General features: G+C 66.7%; 22 protein-coding genes and 1 tRNA gene. 14 read left to right on the forward strand and 9 right to left on the reverse strand.

Features of this window, described 5'->3' with window-relative positions; genetic code table 11:
• Positions 1–68 precede the first annotated feature (68 nt).
• From fdhF to EOHIBHHM_RS04030, 3 genes are all read right to left on the reverse strand, one after another.
• A complete protein-coding gene (fdhF, locus tag EOHIBHHM_RS04020; RefSeq protein WP_497254875.1) occupies positions 69–3,371 on the reverse strand; it encodes a formate dehydrogenase subunit alpha in 3,303 nt (1,100 codons plus the stop codon).
• A 1-nt stretch (position 3,372) separates the two neighbouring features.
• On the reverse strand, positions 3,373–4,977 hold the full coding sequence (locus tag EOHIBHHM_RS04025) for an NADH-ubiquinone oxidoreductase-F iron-sulfur binding region domain-containing protein (protein ID WP_497254877.1): 1,605 nt from the start codon (positions 4,975–4,977) through the stop codon (positions 3,373–3,375).
• A gap of 103 nt (positions 4,978–5,080) precedes the next feature.
• Positions 5,081–5,239: a hypothetical protein gene (locus EOHIBHHM_RS04030; RefSeq protein ID WP_497254879.1), complete on the reverse strand. Its 159-nt coding sequence runs from the start codon at positions 5,237–5,239 to the stop codon at positions 5,081–5,083.
• A gap of 104 nt (positions 5,240–5,343) precedes the next feature.
• Here EOHIBHHM_RS04030 and EOHIBHHM_RS04035 point away from each other — a divergent pair, with 104 nt between their 5' ends.
• The 4 genes from EOHIBHHM_RS04035 (at position 5,344) to EOHIBHHM_RS04050 (ending at position 8,673) form a co-directional block, all read left to right on the forward strand.
• A complete protein-coding gene (locus EOHIBHHM_RS04035) occupies positions 5,344–6,117 on the forward strand; it encodes a nucleotide-binding protein (protein ID WP_497254881.1) in 774 nt (257 codons plus the stop codon).
• Entirely contained in the window at positions 6,114–6,671 is a 558-nt protein-coding gene (locus EOHIBHHM_RS04040) for a DUF8054 family protein (protein ID WP_497254883.1), read from the forward strand. Before EOHIBHHM_RS04035 ends, EOHIBHHM_RS04040 begins: the two co-directional genes overlap by 4 nt.
• The gene (locus tag EOHIBHHM_RS04045; protein WP_497254885.1) at positions 6,668–7,864 is read left to right on the forward strand and encodes an AI-2E family transporter; all 1,197 of its coding nucleotides are present in this window, start codon (positions 6,668–6,670) and stop codon (positions 7,862–7,864) included. Before EOHIBHHM_RS04040 ends, EOHIBHHM_RS04045 begins: the two co-directional genes overlap by 4 nt.
• 80 nt (positions 7,865–7,944) lie before the next feature.
• Complete coding sequence (locus EOHIBHHM_RS04050) at positions 7,945–8,673, forward strand: DUF8116 family protein (RefSeq protein ID WP_497254887.1); 729 nt, start codon at positions 7,945–7,947, stop codon at positions 8,671–8,673.
• Positions 8,674–8,702: 29 nt separating this feature from the next.
• Here EOHIBHHM_RS04050 and EOHIBHHM_RS04055 read toward each other — a convergent pair whose 3' ends face one another.
• The gene (locus EOHIBHHM_RS04055) at positions 8,703–8,966 is read right to left on the reverse strand and encodes a hypothetical protein (protein WP_497254889.1); all 264 of its coding nucleotides are present in this window, start codon (positions 8,964–8,966) and stop codon (positions 8,703–8,705) included.
• 219 nt (positions 8,967–9,185) lie between these two features.
• Here EOHIBHHM_RS04055 and EOHIBHHM_RS04060 point away from each other — a divergent pair, with 219 nt between their 5' ends.
• From EOHIBHHM_RS04060 to EOHIBHHM_RS04070, 3 genes are all read left to right on the forward strand, one after another.
• Positions 9,186–9,539 carry an SHOCT domain-containing protein gene (locus EOHIBHHM_RS04060; protein WP_497254891.1) on the forward strand — a complete coding sequence of 118 codons (354 nt, stop codon included), beginning with the start codon at positions 9,186–9,188 and terminating at the stop codon, positions 9,537–9,539.
• A gap of 151 nt (positions 9,540–9,690) precedes the next feature.
• Positions 9,691–10,116: an arsenate-mycothiol transferase ArsC gene (locus EOHIBHHM_RS04065; protein WP_497254893.1), complete on the forward strand. Its 426-nt coding sequence runs from the start codon at positions 9,691–9,693 to the stop codon at positions 10,114–10,116.
• A 228-nt stretch (positions 10,117–10,344) separates the two neighbouring features.
• The gene (locus EOHIBHHM_RS04070; RefSeq protein WP_497254895.1) at positions 10,345–10,539 is read left to right on the forward strand and encodes a cold-shock protein; all 195 of its coding nucleotides are present in this window, start codon (positions 10,345–10,347) and stop codon (positions 10,537–10,539) included.
• A 486-nt stretch (positions 10,540–11,025) separates the two neighbouring features.
• Here the strand turns inward: EOHIBHHM_RS04070 and EOHIBHHM_RS04075 are convergent.
• A tRNA-Val gene (locus EOHIBHHM_RS04075) sits at positions 11,026–11,099 on the reverse strand.
• A gap of 84 nt (positions 11,100–11,183) precedes the next feature.
• Here EOHIBHHM_RS04075 and EOHIBHHM_RS04080 point away from each other — a divergent pair.
• From EOHIBHHM_RS04080 to EOHIBHHM_RS04095, 4 genes are all read left to right on the forward strand, one after another.
• Positions 11,184–11,666 carry a DUF192 domain-containing protein gene (locus tag EOHIBHHM_RS04080; protein ID WP_497254897.1) on the forward strand — a complete coding sequence of 161 codons (483 nt, stop codon included), beginning with the start codon at positions 11,184–11,186 and terminating at the stop codon, positions 11,664–11,666.
• 42 nt (positions 11,667–11,708) lie between these two features.
• Positions 11,709–11,975, forward strand: a complete 267-nt coding sequence (locus EOHIBHHM_RS04085; protein WP_497254899.1) for a DUF7538 family protein — start codon at positions 11,709–11,711, stop codon at positions 11,973–11,975.
• 140 nt (positions 11,976–12,115) lie between these two features.
• Positions 12,116–12,265: a hypothetical protein gene (locus EOHIBHHM_RS04090; protein ID WP_497254901.1), complete on the forward strand. Its 150-nt coding sequence runs from the start codon at positions 12,116–12,118 to the stop codon at positions 12,263–12,265.
• A gap of 134 nt (positions 12,266–12,399) precedes the next feature.
• Complete coding sequence (locus tag EOHIBHHM_RS04095) at positions 12,400–14,343, forward strand: ABC transporter ATP-binding protein (RefSeq protein ID WP_497254903.1); 1,944 nt, start codon at positions 12,400–12,402, stop codon at positions 14,341–14,343.
• A 159-nt stretch (positions 14,344–14,502) separates the two neighbouring features.
• Here EOHIBHHM_RS04095 and EOHIBHHM_RS04100 read toward each other — a convergent pair whose 3' ends face one another.
• Positions 14,503–14,832: a DUF5789 family protein gene (locus tag EOHIBHHM_RS04100; RefSeq protein ID WP_497254905.1), complete on the reverse strand. Its 330-nt coding sequence runs from the start codon at positions 14,830–14,832 to the stop codon at positions 14,503–14,505.
• Between the two features lie 89 nt (positions 14,833–14,921).
• On the opposite strand from EOHIBHHM_RS04100, the gene EOHIBHHM_RS04105 reads away from it, so the two are divergent.
• A complete protein-coding gene (locus tag EOHIBHHM_RS04105) occupies positions 14,922–15,659 on the forward strand; it encodes a creatininase family protein (RefSeq protein WP_497254907.1) in 738 nt (245 codons plus the stop codon).
• 6 nt (positions 15,660–15,665) lie between these two features.
• Here the strand turns inward: EOHIBHHM_RS04105 and EOHIBHHM_RS04110 are convergent, their stop codons facing one another.
• Positions 15,666–16,211, reverse strand: a complete 546-nt coding sequence (locus tag EOHIBHHM_RS04110; protein WP_497254908.1) for a DUF5790 family protein — start codon at positions 16,209–16,211, stop codon at positions 15,666–15,668.
• A gap of 95 nt (positions 16,212–16,306) precedes the next feature.
• Complete coding sequence (locus tag EOHIBHHM_RS04115; protein WP_497254909.1) at positions 16,307–16,651, reverse strand: dihydroneopterin aldolase family protein; 345 nt, start codon at positions 16,649–16,651, stop codon at positions 16,307–16,309.
• Positions 16,652–16,744: 93 nt separating this feature from the next.
• Here EOHIBHHM_RS04115 and azf point away from each other — a divergent pair, with 93 nt between their 5' ends.
• Positions 16,745–17,524 (forward strand): NAD-dependent glucose-6-phosphate dehydrogenase Azf, encoded by a 780-nt coding sequence (gene azf, locus EOHIBHHM_RS04120; RefSeq protein ID WP_497254910.1) that lies wholly within the window; start codon positions 16,745–16,747, stop codon positions 17,522–17,524.
• 4 nt (positions 17,525–17,528) lie between these two features.
• Here azf and EOHIBHHM_RS04125 read toward each other — a convergent pair whose 3' ends face one another.
• Complete coding sequence (locus EOHIBHHM_RS04125) at positions 17,529–18,143, reverse strand: DUF309 domain-containing protein (RefSeq protein ID WP_497254911.1); 615 nt, start codon at positions 18,141–18,143, stop codon at positions 17,529–17,531.
• A 174-nt stretch (positions 18,144–18,317) separates the two neighbouring features.
• Between EOHIBHHM_RS04125 and EOHIBHHM_RS04130 the strand changes: the two genes are divergently transcribed.
• The gene (locus EOHIBHHM_RS04130) at positions 18,318–18,563 is read left to right on the forward strand and encodes a DUF7564 family protein (protein ID WP_497254913.1); all 246 of its coding nucleotides are present in this window, start codon (positions 18,318–18,320) and stop codon (positions 18,561–18,563) included.
• Positions 18,564–18,830: the final 267 nt, after the last annotated feature.

Below are 18,830 nucleotides of genomic sequence, written 5' to 3' on the forward strand. Positions count from 1 at the left end.
TTTTTTGTACCCGAGCGTTCGAGGAGCCGCCGCTGTTCTCGTCTCGCGGCCGACGACGAGAACCCCTCTCAGTCGTCTGCCGTTCCCTCGTCCGGTCGCCCCTCGATCTCGCCGGTCGGCGGTTCGACCGGGAGCGGATCGGCGTCCGGGTCGGGACCGAGCGGTTCGATGCGGACGCTCGTCACCTTGTACTCGGGGATGAACGAGTCGGGGTCGAGTTCGTGCTGGGTGAGTTCGTTGATCGCCCCCTGCGCGAAGTGCATCGGGATGAACACGACGCCGGGGTCCGAGACGTCCTCGACGTTCGCCTTGACGACGATGTCGCCACGGCGGGAGCTGACGCGGACGTACTCGTCGTTCTCGACACCCAGCTGCTCGGCCATCTCCGGGTGGATGGTGACGTAGCTCTCCGGGACGTGGTCCATCGAGACCTGCGTCCGGCGGGTCATCGTCCCCGTGTGCCAGTGATAGAGCACCCGCCCGGAGGTGAGCATCAGCGGGTACTCCTCGTCGGGCATCTCCACCGGGCCAGCGTAGTCCGCCGGGACGAACCGCGCCTTCCCGTCGTCGAAGTTGAACTCCTCCTCGTAGAGATACGGCGTCCCCGGGTCGTCCGCGTCCTCGCAGGGCCACTGTATCCCGTCGGTGTGTTCGTCGAGGCGGTCGTAGCTGACCCCCCCGTAGATGGGGACGAGTTCGGCGATCTCGTCCATCACGTCGGCCGGCGAGTCGTACTCCCACTCGTAGCCGAAGCGCTCGGCCAGCTCACAGAGGATGCGCAGGTCGCTTCTGGCCTCGCCCGGCGGTTCGATGGCGGGACGGACCCGCTGGATACGCCGCTCGGTGTTGGTGAACGTGCCGCTCTTCTCGGCGGCCGACGCCGCCGGTAGGACGACGTCGGCGAACTCCGCGGTCTCGGTGAGGAAGATATCCTGCACCGCGAGGAAGTCGAGGTCTTCGAGGGCGTGTTCGGCGCCACGGATGTCCGGTTCCGACAGCACCGGGTTCTCGCCCATGATGTACATCCCCTCGATGTCGCCCTCGACGATGGCGTCGTACTGTTCGGGGAGGCGCAGGCCGATCTCCTGGGGCGGCCGTTCGCCCCACACGTCGGCGAACTTGTCGGCGACCTCGTCGTCGAGTTGGTCCTGATACCCCGGCAGGTTGTGCGGGGCCGGACCCATGTCGCCGCCGCCGCCCTGCACGTTGTTCTGGCCGCGGAACGGCGAGAGTCCGGCCCCTGGTTTGCCGATGTGGCCCGTCACGAGCGCGAGGTTGGCCAGCGCGAGCACGTTGCGCGTGCCGTGGGCGTGCTGGGTCATCCCCATCGCCCACCCGAAGATGCAGGTGTCGGCTTCCGCGATCGTCTCGGCGGCGGTCGTCAGTTCCTCCGGGGAGACGCCCGCGAGCTCCTCGACCTTCTCCGGGGTGAACGGGTCGACCTTCTCTTCGAGGTCGTCGAAGTGGTTCGTCCGCTCCTCGATGAACTCGACGTCGTGGAGGTCCTGTTCGATGATGTACCGGATCATCCCGTTGATCCACGCGATGTCCTCGCCGGGGTTCGTCCGGGTGTACTGCGTGGCGTGCTCCGCGAGGCCGACCTTCCGTGGGTCGAAGACGAACAGGTCCGCGCCGTCGCGGACGTTCTGCTTGATGCGCGTCGCCAACACCGGGTGGCTCTCGGTGGTGTTCGACCCGGTGACGAGATAGCAGTCGGTCTCGCCGATGTCCTCGTTGATGCGGTTGGTCATCGCACCGTAGCCGACGGTCTGCTGCAGACCCGTCACCGTCGACGAGTGACAGAGGCGTGCGCAGTTGTCGACGTGCGGCGTGTTCAACACCTGTCGGGCGAACTTCTGGTTGAGGAAGTTCTCCTCGTTCGTACACTTCGAGGAGGAGGTGACGGCGACTGCGTCCCCGCCGTGCTCCTCGCGGATGGCGGAGAGTTCCTCGTAGATGCGGTCGTACGCCTCCTCCCAACTCGCCTCGCGGAACTCCTCACCCTCTCGGATCAGGGGCGTCGTCAGGCGGTCGTCGCTGTCGACGAAGTCGTAGCCGAACTTCCCCTTCACGCAGGTCGAGAAGTCGTTTGCGGGCGTCGCCTCCGGGTCCGCCGGGCGGACGCCGAGCACGTCGCCGTCCTTCCCGTACAGTTCGAACCGACAGCCGACCGCACAGTAGTTGCAGGTCGTCTCTGCCTTGGTGATGCGACCGAGACGGGCGTCGCTGACGACCTCGGCGATGTCGAACATCTGGCCGATGGTGAGCGTCTCGGAGGCCATCTTCTCGGAGACGTGTTCGGCCTGTTTCAGCGACTCGTCGACGAGTCGGTCGCCCGCGTCTTTGGCGCGCTGTTTGGCCTTCGCCATGAACCGAGCGACGCCCGACTGGTCGGCGTCGACGTCGACTTCGCTCGCCCGTTCCGCGGACGACTGTCCCCAGTTGGGGACGTCCGCCTCGTCGACCGTCTCTGCGCGTTCTCCTTCGACGACCTTCCCGATGGAGTTCTCCTGGTTGAACCCCGGCAGCGGGATGGTCGCGCTGTCGACGAGTCCCTGTTCGACGAGCGACCCGGTCGGACAGACGGTCGCACAGTGGCCACAAGAGACGCAGGTCGACTCCTGCATCGTATCGACGTCGGACTGGAAGCCGATCCGCGTGTCCTGCCCCTGCCCCTCGATGCGGAGGACGCCCTCGACCTGCACGTCGTTGCAGGCCTCCACACAGCGGTTACAGAGGATACACTTGTTGCGGTCGATCTGGATGACCGAGGAGGTGTCGTCGAGCGGTTCGTACTCGTCGCGCTCCTCGAAGACGCCGTATCTCGGCTCCTCGACGCCGTGCTCGATCGAGGTGTCCTGCAGTTCACAGCGGCCGTTCTTCCCGCAGGTGGTACAGCGGAGGTTGTGGTTCGAGAGGACGAGATCGAGGTTGACGTCGCGGGCCTCGGCGGCGTCCGCGTCGTCGGTGCGGACGGTCAGATCCTCCTCCGCGGGGAAGCTACAGGAGGGGACGAGTCCGTACTCGTCGGTCTCGACCATGCAGGTCCGACACTCGCTGCGCGGCCCGACGTTGTCCCCCTGTTCGGTGTCGCGATCGTAGTAACAGAGCGCCGGAACGTCCTCTTCGGTGTCGACCGCCTCCATCGCCTCGATCAGCGTCGACCCCGGCGGGACGGCGATGGACTGTCCGTCGACCGTGAGGTGGGTCATCTCCTCGCCGCGCGTCCCGACGTCGGGGTCGTTCGCCGTGCCGGTGTTGAAATCCTCCGTCAACGGCGTGCTGGGGCGCGGATCGTCGAGATCCGGTATCCCCGGCATCGCCGATGCGGGTGCCGATTCGCCTTCGCCTGAGGGGTCGTCCGTACTCATCTTAGCTCGCCTCGGTCGTCTGTGCCGCGCGTTCTGTCTCTCTCTGCGCCGTCTCGCACTCGCCGCTGGGACACCGTCCCTCGGCGTGTGCGCGGAACTCCGTCTCGAAGTTCTCCATTGCCGTTCGGACCGGCCGGGCCGCACTTCGTCCGAACGCGCAGGTGCTCGTCGTCCCCATCACGCGGGTCAACTCCCGGAGCATGTCGTCCTTGTAGTCGCCGCCGTAGACGTCTCTGAGCAGGTCGGTCAACTGCGTCGACCCCTCACGACAGGGGACACAGCGACCGCAGTTCGACTCCTCGGCGAAGCGGGCGCGCTTGCCGGCGGTGGCGACCGCACAGCGAGCGTCGTCGAACAGTTCGACCGCGCCGTCGGTGCCGAGTCCCGCACCTGACAGCCCGGGTGCGCTCGGCGGGTGGTCGAGCGCGCGGGTGAGCCCGCCGAACTGCCCGCCGACGCAGGCCATCTTGAACGACCCGCCGAACGTCACCGCCTCGCGAACCGCCGCGAGCGACCCGCCGGTCGAGAGTTCGACCGTCGCGGGCGCAGCAACGTCGCCGGAGACGGTGACGAGTCGCGTCCCCGGATCGGCGTCGGCGGCGTCGAACGCATCGGGGTCGACGAGCAGCTCTCGGAGCTGTGCGACCGTCCGCGGCGTGTGAATCACGGTCGGCCGACCGTAGAGCCCGTGCTGGGCGGGCGTCGGCGGTCGGAGGCGCGCCTCCAGTCGGTCGTTGCCCTCCATCGCCTCCAGCGCCATCGTCATCTCGCCGGCGATGTACTGGTCGGGGCCGGCGACGACCTGTGGCCGCTTCGGGAGGTCGACGCGCTCGCAGACGGCGTCGACGGCCGTCCGGAGTCGCTCGCGTGCGAGTCGATCGGACTCGTTGCAGTAGAACACGACGTCCTCGACGTCGAGGAGGGCGGCCACCGCGAGCGCGCCGTCGACGACGGCGGTCGGATCCGCCTCGAGCAGCGTGCGGTCCGTCCGGTTGCGCTCGTCGCTCTCGTTGCCGTTGACGACGAGCACCGGGTCGTCGCCGCCGGACTCGATCGTCTCGCGGGCGCGGCCCCACTCGTCGACGACGGGGTCGTCGGTGCTCCCGTCGCCACGTCCCCGCCCGAGCAGCCCGACCGCTCGGACGCGGTCGTCTACGGCCTCGGGGTCGTCGCGGGCGACGTCGATCGCGAGGCGGTCGTCGGCGGCGAGGCGGCCGGGGACGACCCACCCCGCCCGGGCGAGCACGCGTCGGCGACCGACGTCGAGCGGTCCCGTCTCGGGCGCGGGGAGCGTCCGCGTCTCGGGGTCGTGGTCGACGACCGCGTCCGCCTCGTCGACCGCGACGTCGCCGTCTTCGACCGCCCGGACCAGTCGCCGGACCGCGTCGGCCGACGGTGCGGCGTGGAACGCGGTCCGGCCCCCGTGTGTCACCAGAACTAGCGGGTCGAGGTCACCGACGCCGGCGGAGCCGACCTCGCGGACCGACGCCGCGGTCGCCTCGTCGCGGGCGGCAGTCGCGAGCGAACGGGCTCGCTCCAGCGTCTCCGATCCAGTACAGATTCGGACGACGTGCGCCGCCGCAGTCGCCCCGTTCGTCTCGGTCATCTTCTGAGGGTGTGAGCGGGTCGGTGGAAAACGTTGTGGCATCTGCTAACACGTTTACGATCGCGTTTTCGGTCACGACGGCCGACCGACGGCGGCCAGCGGATCAGAACGGCGGTTCGAGACCCGGCGGCCGGTCGTGGCGCTGGCCGAGCAGGAACGAGAGGACCACCATCGCCGCGACGGCGACGGCCGCGAGTTTGCGCGCGCGAGAGGTCTCCGAGGAGTCGTGCGAGTTCCGCGGGTCGGGCGACTGCTCGTTCATCGGTCTCACTACCGTCGTCGGCCAGTTAGCCCTTCCGGCGGGCCGGCGATTCTTTTCGCTCGTCTCTCCCAAGTTTTAAATCGGTCGACGAGGCTACCAACGCCATGGTCGAGGCGTTCGCGGTCGCGAGCGGGAAAGGTGGGACGGGGAAGACGACGAGTACGCTCGCACTCGGGATGGCGCTCGCGGCCGACCACGACGTGACGGTGATCGACGCCGACACCGGGATGGCGAACCTCCTCTTTCACGCCGGCCTCGACGACGTCGAGGTGACGCTCCACGACCTGCTGATCGAGGAGACCGGCACCGCCGTCGACGAGGCCGTCTACGACCGGTTCGGCATGTCAGTCGTCCCCTGCGGGACGAGCCTCGCCGCGTTCGAGGCCGCCGACCCCGAGCGGTTGAAGGGCGTCGTCGCGGATCTCGCCGCCGACACCGACGTCGTCCTCCTGGACTCGCCGGCGGCGCTCGGGTCCAAGAGCGCCGTCCTCCCGGTCGTGCTCGCAGACCGGGTCGTCGTCGTCCTCCAGCCGACGATCCCCTCGCTGTCGGACGGGCTGAAGGTCCAGGAGTACGCGCAGTCCTACGGCACCGACACGGCCGGCGCGCTGTTCAACAAAGTCCACGACGACGACCGGATCGACCGCGTCGCCGACCAGGCAGCCCGCTACTTCGGCGGGGAGACGCTGGCGACCGTCCCCGACAGCGACGTCGTCCGGGCGGCCCGTCGGGCCGGCGAGCCGCTTCTCGCACACGCCCCCGAGTCGGCGGCGGCGAACGCCTACCGGGAGGCCGCCGCCGCGATCGACGTCCGTGACGGCGACGGCGACGACGTCGCCGCGCGCTTCCGGAGTGCGGTCGTCCCCGAGTCGCCATGAGACTCCCCGAGGGCGACCTCGTCCGGTCGCGGGTCGTCGCCGACCCCGGTGTTGCGCTCTCGACCGCACTCGACCGACGGCTGACGGGCTATGCGGTGTTACGGCCACAGGACGCGCTCCTACTCGGTGGCGACCGCCGCGCGGTGCTGACGTTCGACGACGGGATCCCCGTCCTCGCGTACGACGGCGCGTCGGACCGCGGCGGCGTCGAGGCGCTCGGCGACCTCGCCGTCCCCGGCCCGTACCGGGTTGAACTGTACGAGGTACCGTCGGACGCACTCGCGACGGCCCACGACACGCCCGAACTGTGCGTGCCGCCGGAACGACCCGCCGAGGAACTCGCCGCAGACCCCGAGTTGGTCGAGCGGACGCGCGCGCTCGCCCCCGCCGACCGCGACGACGACACCGACCGGACTGCGGTGGAGGCGTTTCTCGCCGACGAGGAGAAGATCGACGCGATCCGAGAGGAAGCCCGCGAGGAGGCCGAGCGGCGGGCCGCCGAGTGGGGGCTCACGGAGCAGTTCGACGGGGAAACTGTCAGCGAACGTCGGTGACGTCGGCCGAATCGGGCAGTAGGTACAAGAAACCGGGCGACGTCGCCTCGGACATGCACGAGCGCCTGCCGTTCGACCTCGAGCGCAGACGCGTCGGTTGGTGGATCGTCGGAGTGGCGCTCTTCGGGACGCTGTCGTTCTTCCTCTACTCGTTCGTCGGAACGTTCGTACTCGGGCTGTTCGTCTACTACGGCGCGCGACCGATCTACGTCCGACTCGAGCGCCGGCTGTCCGACGGGCTCGCAGCGACGTTCACGCTCCTGTGTCTCGTCGTCCCCGTCCTCGCGCTCCTCGGCTACACCGGATACGTCGCCTTTCAGGAGTTCAGTGCGGTGGCCGGGCCGAGCGCGGTCGACGCCGTCGTCCAGCGACTGCCGGGGAACTCCCAGTCGCTGGCGGCTGCGTTGCAACAACCGATGCAGTTCGTCGGCCAACTGGGACAGCTCCCGCAGCTCCAGAGCGGCGTCGACACGGCTCTCAAGACGCTCGGTGCCGTCGGCACCGGACTGCTCCATCTCACGCTCGCGTTGACGTTCGCGTTCTTCCTCTTCCGCGACGGCGACCGACTGGAACAGTGGTTCCGCGCGGAGGTCGGCGGCGAACACACGCCCGCCTACGCCTACCTCACGGCCGTCGACCGCGACCTCGAGACCGTCTACTTCGGCAACGTGTTGACGGTGCTGCTCGTCACGGTCGTCTCGGTCGTCGTCTACAACGGACTCGCCTACGTCTCGCCGGAGTCGCTGTCGGTGCCGTTCCCCACGCTGCTGGCCGTCCTCACGGGGCTGGCGACGTTCATCCCGCTCGTCGTCGGGAAGGTCGTCTACCTCCCAGTCGCGGCGTGGCTGGGGATTCAGGCGATGCAGTCCGACGCGAGCGGCGTCCTCTGGTTTCCGGTCGTCTTCGTCGTCGTCGCGTTCGTCGTCCTCGACTTCCTCCCGCAGGCGGTGTTGCGACCCATCATCTCGGGGCAGACGCTCCACCGGGGGCTCATCCTCTTCGCGTACGTGCTCGGGACGGCGCTGTTCGGCTGGTACGGGCTCTTTCTCGGCCCGCTGGCCGCCGTCCTCGTCGTCCAGTTCGCCAACGTCGTCTTCGGAAACTTGATCCGCGGCGAGTCGCTGAACCCGCAGGCGTCGGGTGCGACGGCGCTCGGGAGCGACCCGAAGACCGAGACGGGCGCGGACGACTGAACGGTCGGCGTCGCCCTCGGCGGCGACGCTGGTCGACCGCCGCCGACAGCGATACCTCCGTCGAGTCCGAACCGGCTCGTGTGTCTGTCCTCTCGCTTCTCGAACTCGACTCGCCTTCGGAGTTCGCCGACTGGTACCGTATCGGCGCGGAGTACGTCCACACCGTCTCGACGGGGATGGGGTTCGACACCGGCACGTTCGCGGCCGACGCCCGCGAAGCGACCGACGCGATGCGTGCCGGCGACACCGACCTCCGGCCCGAACTCGCCCGCTCCGTCGCCGCCGACCTCCTCGCCGACGCCGTCTTCTCCGACCCGTTCTGCGAGTGGATGCCGCTGTGGTACGAACTCGCGCTCGCCCCGTTCGTCCAGTTCGCCGACTACCGACTGCGCGCGGTCGCCCGCGAGTACGCGGCGGAACTCGACCACCTCTCGGTCCCGCGGTTCAGCCGCCCACGTGACGTCTACGTCGGGGGGCGCTCGCCGCTCTCGACCGTCGACGGCTTCGTCGACCGGTTCGTCCTCGCGGACGCGCTCATCCACCTGGAGTGGTTCGTCTACGTCGCCCGTCACTCGGGGATCGACGTTCCGGCCTCGCTGGTCGAACGGACCCGCGAGGAGACGGTCGCCTACTACACCGGGCGGCGAGAGACGCTCTCGGCGGACGTCAGACGGTTCCAGGGACTACTGTTCGCCGACGACGCGTGGGTTCGCGACATCGACGACGCCTACGGGCTGAACAGCGCGCTGTTCGGTGTCTGGGAGCACATCCTGCGGACCGAACGCGAGCGGTTGACCGCGACGGCGTGAGCGGTCGTGCCGAGGCGTCCCGGCGGCCGTCACCGGCTCTCGGTCGCGTCGTTGAGTTCGGTCCCGTCGCGCGGACAGTTGTGGTACTCGGGGTCCCGAGTGCGGAACCCGCAGACGGGACACTCCTTCACACGTGGAGAGCGGCCGGTGCTACCGCGTCGGCGGAACAGAAACGGGACGAACGGGAGAAACAGGAACAACAGGAACGTATCGAAGTAGACGTAGGCGACGACGCTGACGATCAGACTCGCGAGAAGTCCGGCGAGTGCAGTGAGCGTCCGTGACCCGACCATACCGCCGCTGTGACCCCCAGGCGAAAACCGTTGTCGACTTCGCTTCGTTCGACGGGTACGTCCGGTTCGTCGAGGGGGAGCGAGCGTCCCGTCTCACCTCGGTTTCGAAAGTATCGCGGGCAGAAGAGACTGGAATCCCAACGAAAAGTGGGGTAAACGTCCACCCCGTATCTAGAGACGAGGAGACGACCGTCAGTCGTCTCCGGGTGGTGAGCTACGATGGCTACAACGACAACGACTAACAGACTGATCGTCGCCGCGCTGATTGCGCTCGCACTGCTCGTCTTCCTCCCCGGCCTGTTCATGGGCGGTCGGATGATGGGGTTCGGCGGACCGATGATGGGGTGGATGTACGGCGCGAACACCCCCGGGTGGATGCTGTTCGTCGGGCTCCTCGGGCAGCTCCTGGTGGTCGCGCTCGTCGTCGGACTCGGCTACCTCGGGTACAGGGCACTCACCGGCGCGCAGACCGACACAGCGATGGAGGAACTCCGGACGGCGTTCGCCCGCGGCGAGCTTGACGAAGAGGAGTTCGAGCGCCGGAAGGAACGCCTCCAGCGCGACGACCGGTGACGACGCCTCCGGCGCCGAACTCCGGCCACGTGCTCGCTCCGCCGACCACACGTTCGCCCGTCCGTCACGTTCGGGAATCTCTCTGTGACAACGTCTCGCTCGATAGATTCTGAGCGCAACCGATTTGTCGGTCCTCGCGAGAACGGTTCCCGTGAAAGTCGCATTCGTCTGTGTGCAGAACGCGGGGCGGAGTCAGATGGCCACCGCGTTCGCCGAACGAGAGCGGGAACGACGGCGTGTCGAAGACGAGATCGAGGTTCTCACCGGCGGCACGCGACCGGCGGACCACGTTCACGACGAGGTCGTCCGGGTGATGCGGGAGGTCGACGTCGACCTCGCCGAGCGGACGCCCCGCGAGATCACGCCCGCGGAACTCGCAGAGACCGACTACGTCGTCACGATGGGCTGTTCGGCGCAGGACGTCTGTCCGGCGACTTGGAGCGGCGAGAACCGCGACTGGGGTCTCGACGACCCCGACGGACGGGACCTCGAAGCGGTTCGAGCGATCCGCGACGAGATCGAACGTCGAGTGTCCGACCTGTTCGACGAACTGCTCGATCGGGCCGACAGAGCGTAAGTCCACAGTTGACGGACGAGATCACCTGGGGTCGCTCGCAGTGAGAACTGCCGATACCACGGAAGTTCGCCGTCGTTGTGACGACGTGACCACCGTATCAGCGCAGAACGTCTGATTTAGACGTTTGAACACGACCAAGAGGGTCGTTTAGATTTTCGTAAAGTAGATCTCGTCTTTTGTAGACGAATGCAAACCCTTATCCGTCGCGTCGGTCTGTGTTCAGTCGCAATGGCAAACGGTAAGGTCGACTTCTTCAACGACACAGGCGGTTACGGTTTCATCTCGACGGACGACGCAGACGACGACGTGTTCTTCCACATGGAAGACGTTGGCGGCGAGGACCTCACGGAAGGAACCGAGATCGAGTTCGACATCGAACAGGCCCCGAAGGGCCCGCGCGCGACGAACGTCGTTCGCCAGTAACTGTTTCGTCCCGTCGCCACACGGCGACTCGACGTGACTTCGTTTTTCGAGCCGAGTCACTCCCCCGAGCGACCGCTGTTCGCGGGTGTGTCTTCGGTCGTCCAGTTCTCTCCTCGGGACTCGATTCGGCGCTTACTGCTCGCGGATTGGAGTGGGCTCGGGCGGATTCGAACCACGGTCGCTCACTTCGTTCGCTCCCTGCTTCGAACCGCCCTCAGTACACGAAACACCGCTCGCTGTCGCTCGCGGATTGGAGTGGGCTCGGGCGGATTCGAACTGGGGCGAGCTCACTTCGTTCGTCTCGCTGAGTTCGGAATCCACGTCGCCCACTCGGGCAGCACAGACTCCTCACTCCGTTCGTCGTGTCGTGCCGTCAGAAGTGGGCTCGGGCGGATTCGAACCACGGTCGCTCACTCCGTTCGCTCTCTAGTTCGAATCCTTCTCGCGTGGAAGTTCGGCCCCTCGCTGTCGCTCGAGACACTCACATGGGCTCGGGCGGATTCGAACCACCGATTTCGGCCTTGTAAAGGCCGCGTCATAACCAGCTAGACCACGAGCCCGTACCCCGACAAATCCGGGCCGCACCCATAACGGTTACTTTCTGTCCCGGAACGCTTACTCCCGTGTCGCCCGTTCTGTCGTTCATGTCCTCTCGGAGCCTCGTCGCGATCGCTGCCGTCCTCCTCCTCACCGTCGGCGGCGTCGCAGCGTACGATCTCGGCTATCTCGCCGACGGCGAGTACGAACGGACGACCGTCACCGTCGTCGAGGACGGGACGTGCGACACGCTGGCGACGGTCGACGCCCGCGTCTCCGACACCTTCGAGAAGCGATACACCGGGCTGAGCGACACCGAGTCGCTGGACGCGGACGAAGGGATGCTGTTCGTCCACGACTCGGAGAGCCAGCGAACCTACGTCATGCGGGAGATGGCGTTCCCCATCGACATCGTCTTCGTCGACGCCAACGGCACCATCACGGCGATCCACCACGCGCCGGTCGAAGACGCGAACGACGGACAGCTGACTCGGTACGAGGGGACCGGGAAGTACGTGCTCGAGGTCCCGTACAACTACACCCGCGACAACGGCATCGAGGTCGGCGACCACGTCCGCGTCGACGAGTGAGGGACCGAAACCGCCTCGTCCCCCGGGAGACAGAGAGAAGATATGGATAGCGTCGACGCTCTCTCTACTCTCGACGGATGGCACGCCGAAGGGTTCGCGGCACGCGTCCACTACCGGGGTGCCGACGACCGATACAGTGTCGAGTACTACGCGCCCAGCGACTGCGTCCTCTACTGGAAGGTGAAAGACGACGGGGAGACCGCAGTCCCCGTCGGCCGCGACACGGTCCCGGAACCCCTCCGCGAGCGGATCCGACGGGACCTCGCCGACGCGGATATCGACCCGGAGATCGAGTCGCGAGTGCTGTAGCCGTCGACCGGAGCGTCCCTGTCTCCTCGTCGGCCGCGGCCACTTCACCGATCCCGTCGCGCCGCCAGCGACCGCTGGTGACAGCCCTCGGAGACGAAAGTGATATGATGATTCGATGAGAAGATCGAGTGGGTGCATAGATGGAGTTTCAGTTCGACTGTGGGTGTGGGGAACAGGTTTCAGACTTCACGCGGGGAGACGACGAGGAGATCACGACGCGCGTTCGCTGCTCCGGCTGTGACGCCGTCTACGCGTTGACGCTCACTCCGATCGTCAAACGCGACGCCTGAGAACGCGACCGTCGCTCCGCGAGCGGAGCCACCGAGAATTTCTCGCCGAGTGCACTCGGTTCGACGCTCCTCGAAGAGACGGAGTTTCGATTCGTAGGGAACCACTTTTGTTCGCTCGGCCCGGCGACAGTACAATGAGTCTCTCCTCCGACGAAGACGACCCCTTCGAGGAACAACGCGAACGGGCCGAGAACCCGATGCGTCGGTTGTTCACGGTCTACGGCGGCGACAACGCCTTCCAGTTCGTCGTCGGCGTCGTCGCGAGTATCGCCGCTCGCGTCCTCGACCTCTTTCCTCCCGTCATCCTCGGGCTGGCGATCGACGCCATCTTCCGGGACACGAAGTCGTTCGCCGGCGGGTTCCCGCTCGTCCCGGAGGCGTGGATCGCGCCGTACGTCCCCGCCGACAAGACCGGCCAGTTCTTCTTCGCGGTCGGACTCATCGGCGTCGGCTTCTTCGGCGGGGCGGCGTTTCACTGGGTGCGAAACTGGGGCTGGAACTCCTTCGCACAGGAGATCCAACACGACATCCGTACCGACACGTACGACAAGATGCAGCGGCTGAACATGGACTTCTTCGCCGACAAACAGACCGGCGAGATGATGTCCATCCTCTCGAACGACGTCAACCGTCTGGAACGCTTTCTCAACGACGGGATGAACTCCTTCTTCCGGCTGTCGGTGATGGTCGTCGCCATCGCGGCCATCCTGATGTCCTACAACTGGCAGTTGGCACTCGTCGCCCTGCTCCCGGTGCCGGTCATCGCGCTGTTCACCTGGAAGTTCATCGAGATCATCCAGCCGAAGTACAGCGACGTGCGCTCCTCGGTCGGACAGATGAACTCGCGACTGGAGAACAACCTCGGCGGCATCCAGGTGATCAAGACCTCGAACACGGAGACGTTCGAGTCCGACCGCGTCGACGACGCCTCGATGGACTACTTCGACGCCAACTGGGGGGCGATCAACACCCGCATCAAGTTCTTCCCCGCTCTGCGGATCATCGCCGGTATCGGTTTCGCCGCCACGTTCCTCGTCGGCGGACTCTGGGTGCTCACCGGCGAGGGCCCCGGCCCGTTCACCGGAACGCTCGAGATCGGGGAGTTCGCGACGTTCATCCTGCTCACCCAGCAGTTCGTCTGGCCGATGGCGCAGTTCGGACAGATTATCAACATGTACCAGCGCGCTCGCGCCTCCAGCGCCCGCATCTTCGGGCTGATGGACGAACCGTCGCGCATCGTCGAGGAACCGGACGCCGACGACCTCGTCGTCTCCGAGGGGCGCGTCGAGTACGACGACGTCACCTTCGGCTACGACGAGAGCGAGACGATCGTCGAGGACGTCTCGTTCACCGTCGAGGGCGGCGAGACGCTCGCGCTGGTCGGACCGACAGGTGCGGGAAAGTCGACCGTCCTGAAGCTCCTCCTCCGAATGTACGACGTCGACGAGGGGGCGATCACCGTCGACGGTCAGGACCTCCGCGACGTGACGATCCCGAGTCTCCGCCAGGCCGTCGGCTACGTCAGCCAGGAGACGTTCATGTTCTACGGGACGGTCGAGGAGAACATCGCCTACGGCACGTTCGACGCCAGCGAGGAGGAGATAGTCGAGGCCGCCAAAGCCGCCGAAGCTCACGACTTCATTCGGAACCTCCCCGACGGCTACGACACGGAGATCGGCGAACGCGGCGTGAAACTCTCCGGCGGGCAGCGTCAGCGACTCTCCATCGCCCGTGCCATCCTGAAAGACCCCGAGATCCTCGTGCTCGACGAGGCGACCTCCGACGTCGACACGGAGACGGAGATGCTCATCCAGCGCTCGCTGGACCGACTCACCGAGGACCGGACGACGTTCGCCATCGCCCACCGCCTCTCGACGATCAAAGACGCCGACCAGATCGTCGTCCTCGAGGACGGCCGCATCGTCGAACGCGGGAGTCACGACGACCTGTTGTCGGAGGACGGTCTCTACGCCCACCTCTGGGGCGTGCAGGCCGGCGAGATCGACGAACTTCCCGAGGAGTTCATCGAACGCGCGAGTCGTCGACAGGCCCGAACCGAAGCCGAGAGCGACGACTGAGAGGGGTTATCGTCGTCGGCCAGAAGACGAGTGATCACCGGTGGGCCACAGGTTCGATTCTCAGGAAGAGAATCGACGAACCGCGACGATAACCCCTCTGACCCGAGACGGTCTGTGACGCTCGGTCCGAGACGGTCGAGAAGAGTCCGATCCCGTCAGTCAGACCGACTCGTTGGTGTCGGTCTCGTCGGTCGTCTCGCTCTCGACGCCGCGGTCGCTGTACCCTTCCCGTCCGACGGCCTCGGTGTCGACCATGTTCTTCACCGCCGATCGGACGTCGTCGGCGTCCTGGAACTCTCCGTCGGTCGGTTCGTACCCCTCGAGGGCCTCCTCGAACGTCATCTCGCCCTTCGGGAGGTCGAGTTCGCGGTCACCGTACTCCGCGACGAGGTCGTCCTTCGACGCGGGGTAGTCGTGGGAGTCCAGCTCGTCGTCGAGGTCGCCGAAGTCGACACCATGCTCGCGGTCGTCGGAATCGCTGTCGGTCATGCAGCCTCAGCTACGCCGCCGGAGTTGAAACAGCCTGTGGCCGTCGTCCGCACCGCGGCTTACAAGTCGCTCGCTCTTCTGCGGTCGGTATGCAGCTCGCAGCGGCCACCTGGACCGACGTCGACGACTGCGACACCGACCTCGCGCTCCTCCCGGTCGGCAGTACCGAACAGCACGGCCCGCACGCACCGCTCGGCACGGACACCGTCACCGCGACCGCCGTCGCCGACGCCGCCGCCGACGCCTACGACGGCGAGGTCGTCGTCGCCCCCGCCATCCCCGTCGGCGTCGCCGAAGAGCACCGCCAGTTCACGGGGACGCTGTGGGTCTCACCGGACACCTTCCGCTCGTACGTCCGCGAGACGGTCCAGAGCCTCGCCAGCCACGGGTTCGACCGGGTGATCGTCGTCAACGGCCACGGCGGAAACGTCGACGCACTCGAGGAGATCACGGGGACCGTCTCACGTCACGACGACGCTTACGCCGTCGCCTTCACCTGGTTCGAGGCAGTCGGCGACCACTCCAGTGACATGGGTCACGGCGGCCCGCTGGAGACGGCGATGCTCCGCCACCTCGCACCGGAGACCGTCCACGAGGATCGCATCGAGGAGGCCCGCGCGGGCGCTTCCGACGGGTGGGGCGAGTGGACCTCCTACGTCAACCTCGCGCACGACTCGGCGGAGTTCACCAACAACGGCGTCGTCGGCGACCCTGCCGACGGCGACGCCGACCGCGGAGAGACGTTGCTGACGCTCGCACAGGAGTCACTCGTGCGGCTGCTCGAGACCGTCGCGACGCGGGACGTCACTCGACCCGAACACCGCTGAACCGCGCTACTCTTCGTCTTCTTCGTCCGCTTCGTCTTCTTCGTCGGTCTCGTCCGCGTCGTCGGTCTCCGACTCGTCGTCTGCCGCCGCCGCGTCCTCCTCGCTCTCCTCGTCCGCGTCGCCCGTCGCGTCCTCGCGTGCCTCGCGTGCCTCGCGTGCCTCGTCTGCCTCGTCGAGTGCACCGCGGAGTTGGGGCATCGTGCTCGTCAGTCCGCCGACCTGCTCACGGGCGTCCTCGAGCATCTCGATGACCTCCTCGACGGCCTGAATCTCCTCGACGAGGTCGTCTGCGTCCTCGAAGGCGTCCGCCCGCTCGCCCATCGTGTACCACTTCTTCGCCTGTCGGAGGTGCTCCTCGGCGTCGCCGGCGTCGAGTCCCGAGCGCAGTCCGTTGAGGACGCCGAGGACGTTGTCAGCCTCCGTGTTCCAGATTTCGTCGCTGTCCGGCAGCTCCGCCCACGCCTGCTGGAGATGCGTCTCGACGTCCGCGCGCATCTCGGCCGCTGCTTCGCCGAACAGATCGTCGTTCTCGAGCGTCGACTGACTACTCATAGCCCTCTTTTTGTCCTTCCCCCATTTAAAAACGCGCCCGAAAGTGAAAGTGAAATCGGGGGAGTCGCCCGTCCAGATAGTCGAACTCGTCGCACCTATTCGTCGACAGACACGAGTTTCATCAGCGGGTAGTCGCCCTCCATCTCCATCTCGGTGTGGACGGTGACGCCCTCGTACTCGACGCGCATCCGGACCTCCATGAACCGCCCCGTGAGTTCGGTGTAGTCGGCCGACTGGGCGGCGAGCGCCTCTGCGAGGACGTCGTCGAGGATGTCGACGTCGACGGCCGCACAGTGCGGTTGGTTCTCGATCGCCTCGGCCATCGCCGTCTCCAGACTGCGAGCAGAGGCGGGGCTGACCGGCGTGCCCGCGAACTGGTGATAGAGGGTCCCGAACTTGATGCCCGCCTCGAAACACGCCTCGTGTGCGTCTGTCGGCATGGCTGTCGAGTCGGTGCCACGTCGCTAAATTCTGTCGAGTCGCAGGACAGAACCGGACGTTACTTAGCCTCTGACTCTCCAATATGCTCCTGAATGGACGACCCGGTTCTGCTCACGGGTGCCGGCGGACGCGTTGGCCAGGCCATCCTGCGCGATCTCGCCGACGACTACGACTGGCGACTGCTGGACCGCGAACCGCTTCCGCGCGAGAAGATCCCCGAGAGCGTCGGCGACGACGCCGTCTACGTCGCAGACGTCACCGACGACGACGCCGTGCTGGAGGCCGTCGACGGCGTCGGCGGGATCATCCACCTCGCGGGCGACCCGCGTCCCGAAGCACCGTGGGACAGCGTGCTCCGCAACAACATCGACGGCACGCACACGATCTTCGCGGCCGCCGTCGAAGCGGGCGTCGAGAAGGTCGCGTTCGCCTCGTCGAACCACGCAGTCGGTGCCTACGAGACCGACGACCGCACGCCCGACCTGTACCGCCCGCACGACGAGTACCGTCTCGACGGGACCGAAGCCCCCCGTCCAAGCAACCTGTACGGCGTGAGCAAGGCGTCGGGCGAGATACTCGGTCGCTACTACCACGACAACCACGACCTCTCGGTCGTCTGCGTCCGCATCGGCAACCTCACGCGCGGCCACCCGCCGTGGAACTACGAGCGCGGCCAGGCGATGTGGCTCTCCTACCGCGACTGTGCGCATCTCTTCGACCGCTGTCTCCAGGCTGATTACGGCTACGAGGTCGTCTACGGCATCAGCGACAACGAGCGCAAGTACTACTCTATCGACCGCGCGCGCAAAGTGCTCGGCTACGACCCCGTCGACAACTCCGCGGAGTTCGAACAGCACCCGAAGAACCAGTGACCTCTCAGTCGAACAGCCCGGTGACGTCGCTCGCCTTCTGTCGTCGTCGCTCGACGTGTTCCGACAGCCGCTGGTAGATGACGTCGCGGTGGGTCTCGTCGGCCGCGAAGTCCATCACGAAGGTGATGAACCGCGTCCGTGCGCTCCCCAACTCCTCGCGTGCGAACTCGACACCGGCGGCGACGACGGCCTCGTCGTACTGGTCGTACTCGTCTGCGAGCACCTCCGCGGCGACCGAAGCGGCCTCGAACTCCAGATCGCGGGGTGTCAGCACGTCGCCGTCGATCGTCAGCGACGGCGGTCGCGCCCGCTCGATCCGTTCGGGGTCGATCTGAAGCGACGCGAGCGCGGTCCGAACCGCGTCGACGTCGACGCCGCGGTAGGTCCCCGGGAGAACGGCGAGATACTCGCGTGCGCTCTCGGCGAGTCCCGTCGCACCCGACCAGTTGCCCCGCCGCGCGTGGTAGACGGCGGCGGTGAACTGGATGAGTCCGTGGAGGAACCGTTCGTCGTCGCTCCCCCGCTCCAGTTCGAGCCAGTGAGCCTCCCAGGCGTCGTGGGCGGCGTGGTGCTCGCCGGCGTTGTAGACGGCGACACCCGCCCGGAGGATGTCGTCCATACTCTCCCTTCTCGGCAGCGACCTAAAACGGTTCGCGAAGCGCTCTCGGCCGTTAGGAGAGAGCTACCAGACGGACACGACGAGAATACATATATCGCTGCGCGACCGACAGCATCCTGTGTGATACCACATGGCAAGCATCGCCCTTCGAACGACTCGTCCGGGTGTCGGTCGATGAACCTCCATCCGACCTGCATCGACTGCGGAGCAACGTATCTGAGCACGAACGGTTACCACGGCTACTACTGTCCGACCTGCCACCAGGCGTGGCTCGGCAAACAGCGACCCGCCCCGAAGCGTAGCCGTCGGCTCCGCCTGTCGAGTCGCCCCCCCAAGCGGTCGACGCGTTCAACGCGCCCCAGCGTCACCCGCCGTCCACCCGAACGAGACGTCTCTCGTCCCCGCGTCCGAGAGGACTGAGCCGCTCGCCCCTCCACCGAGTCGTCGATTCGACTACCCGTTGACCCGGTTAGCGAGGGCTGTACGTCCCTCCGACTCGCCCTGAACGAATCGTATCTCGACCGTACAGGACCGAGGCTCCCGCTCGCGGCGAAGCCGCTCCCTGCTCGAATCTCCGTGTTGAGTTCGTACGGGAAACAGAATCGTACGAGAGACACGGAGGTCTCTCGCGAGTGTAGTTTTCCGAGAGAAACGTCCTGACGGAGTCCCACGCGAGCGGACGCGAGC

The organism is Halogranum roseipondis, assembly GCF_059695585.1.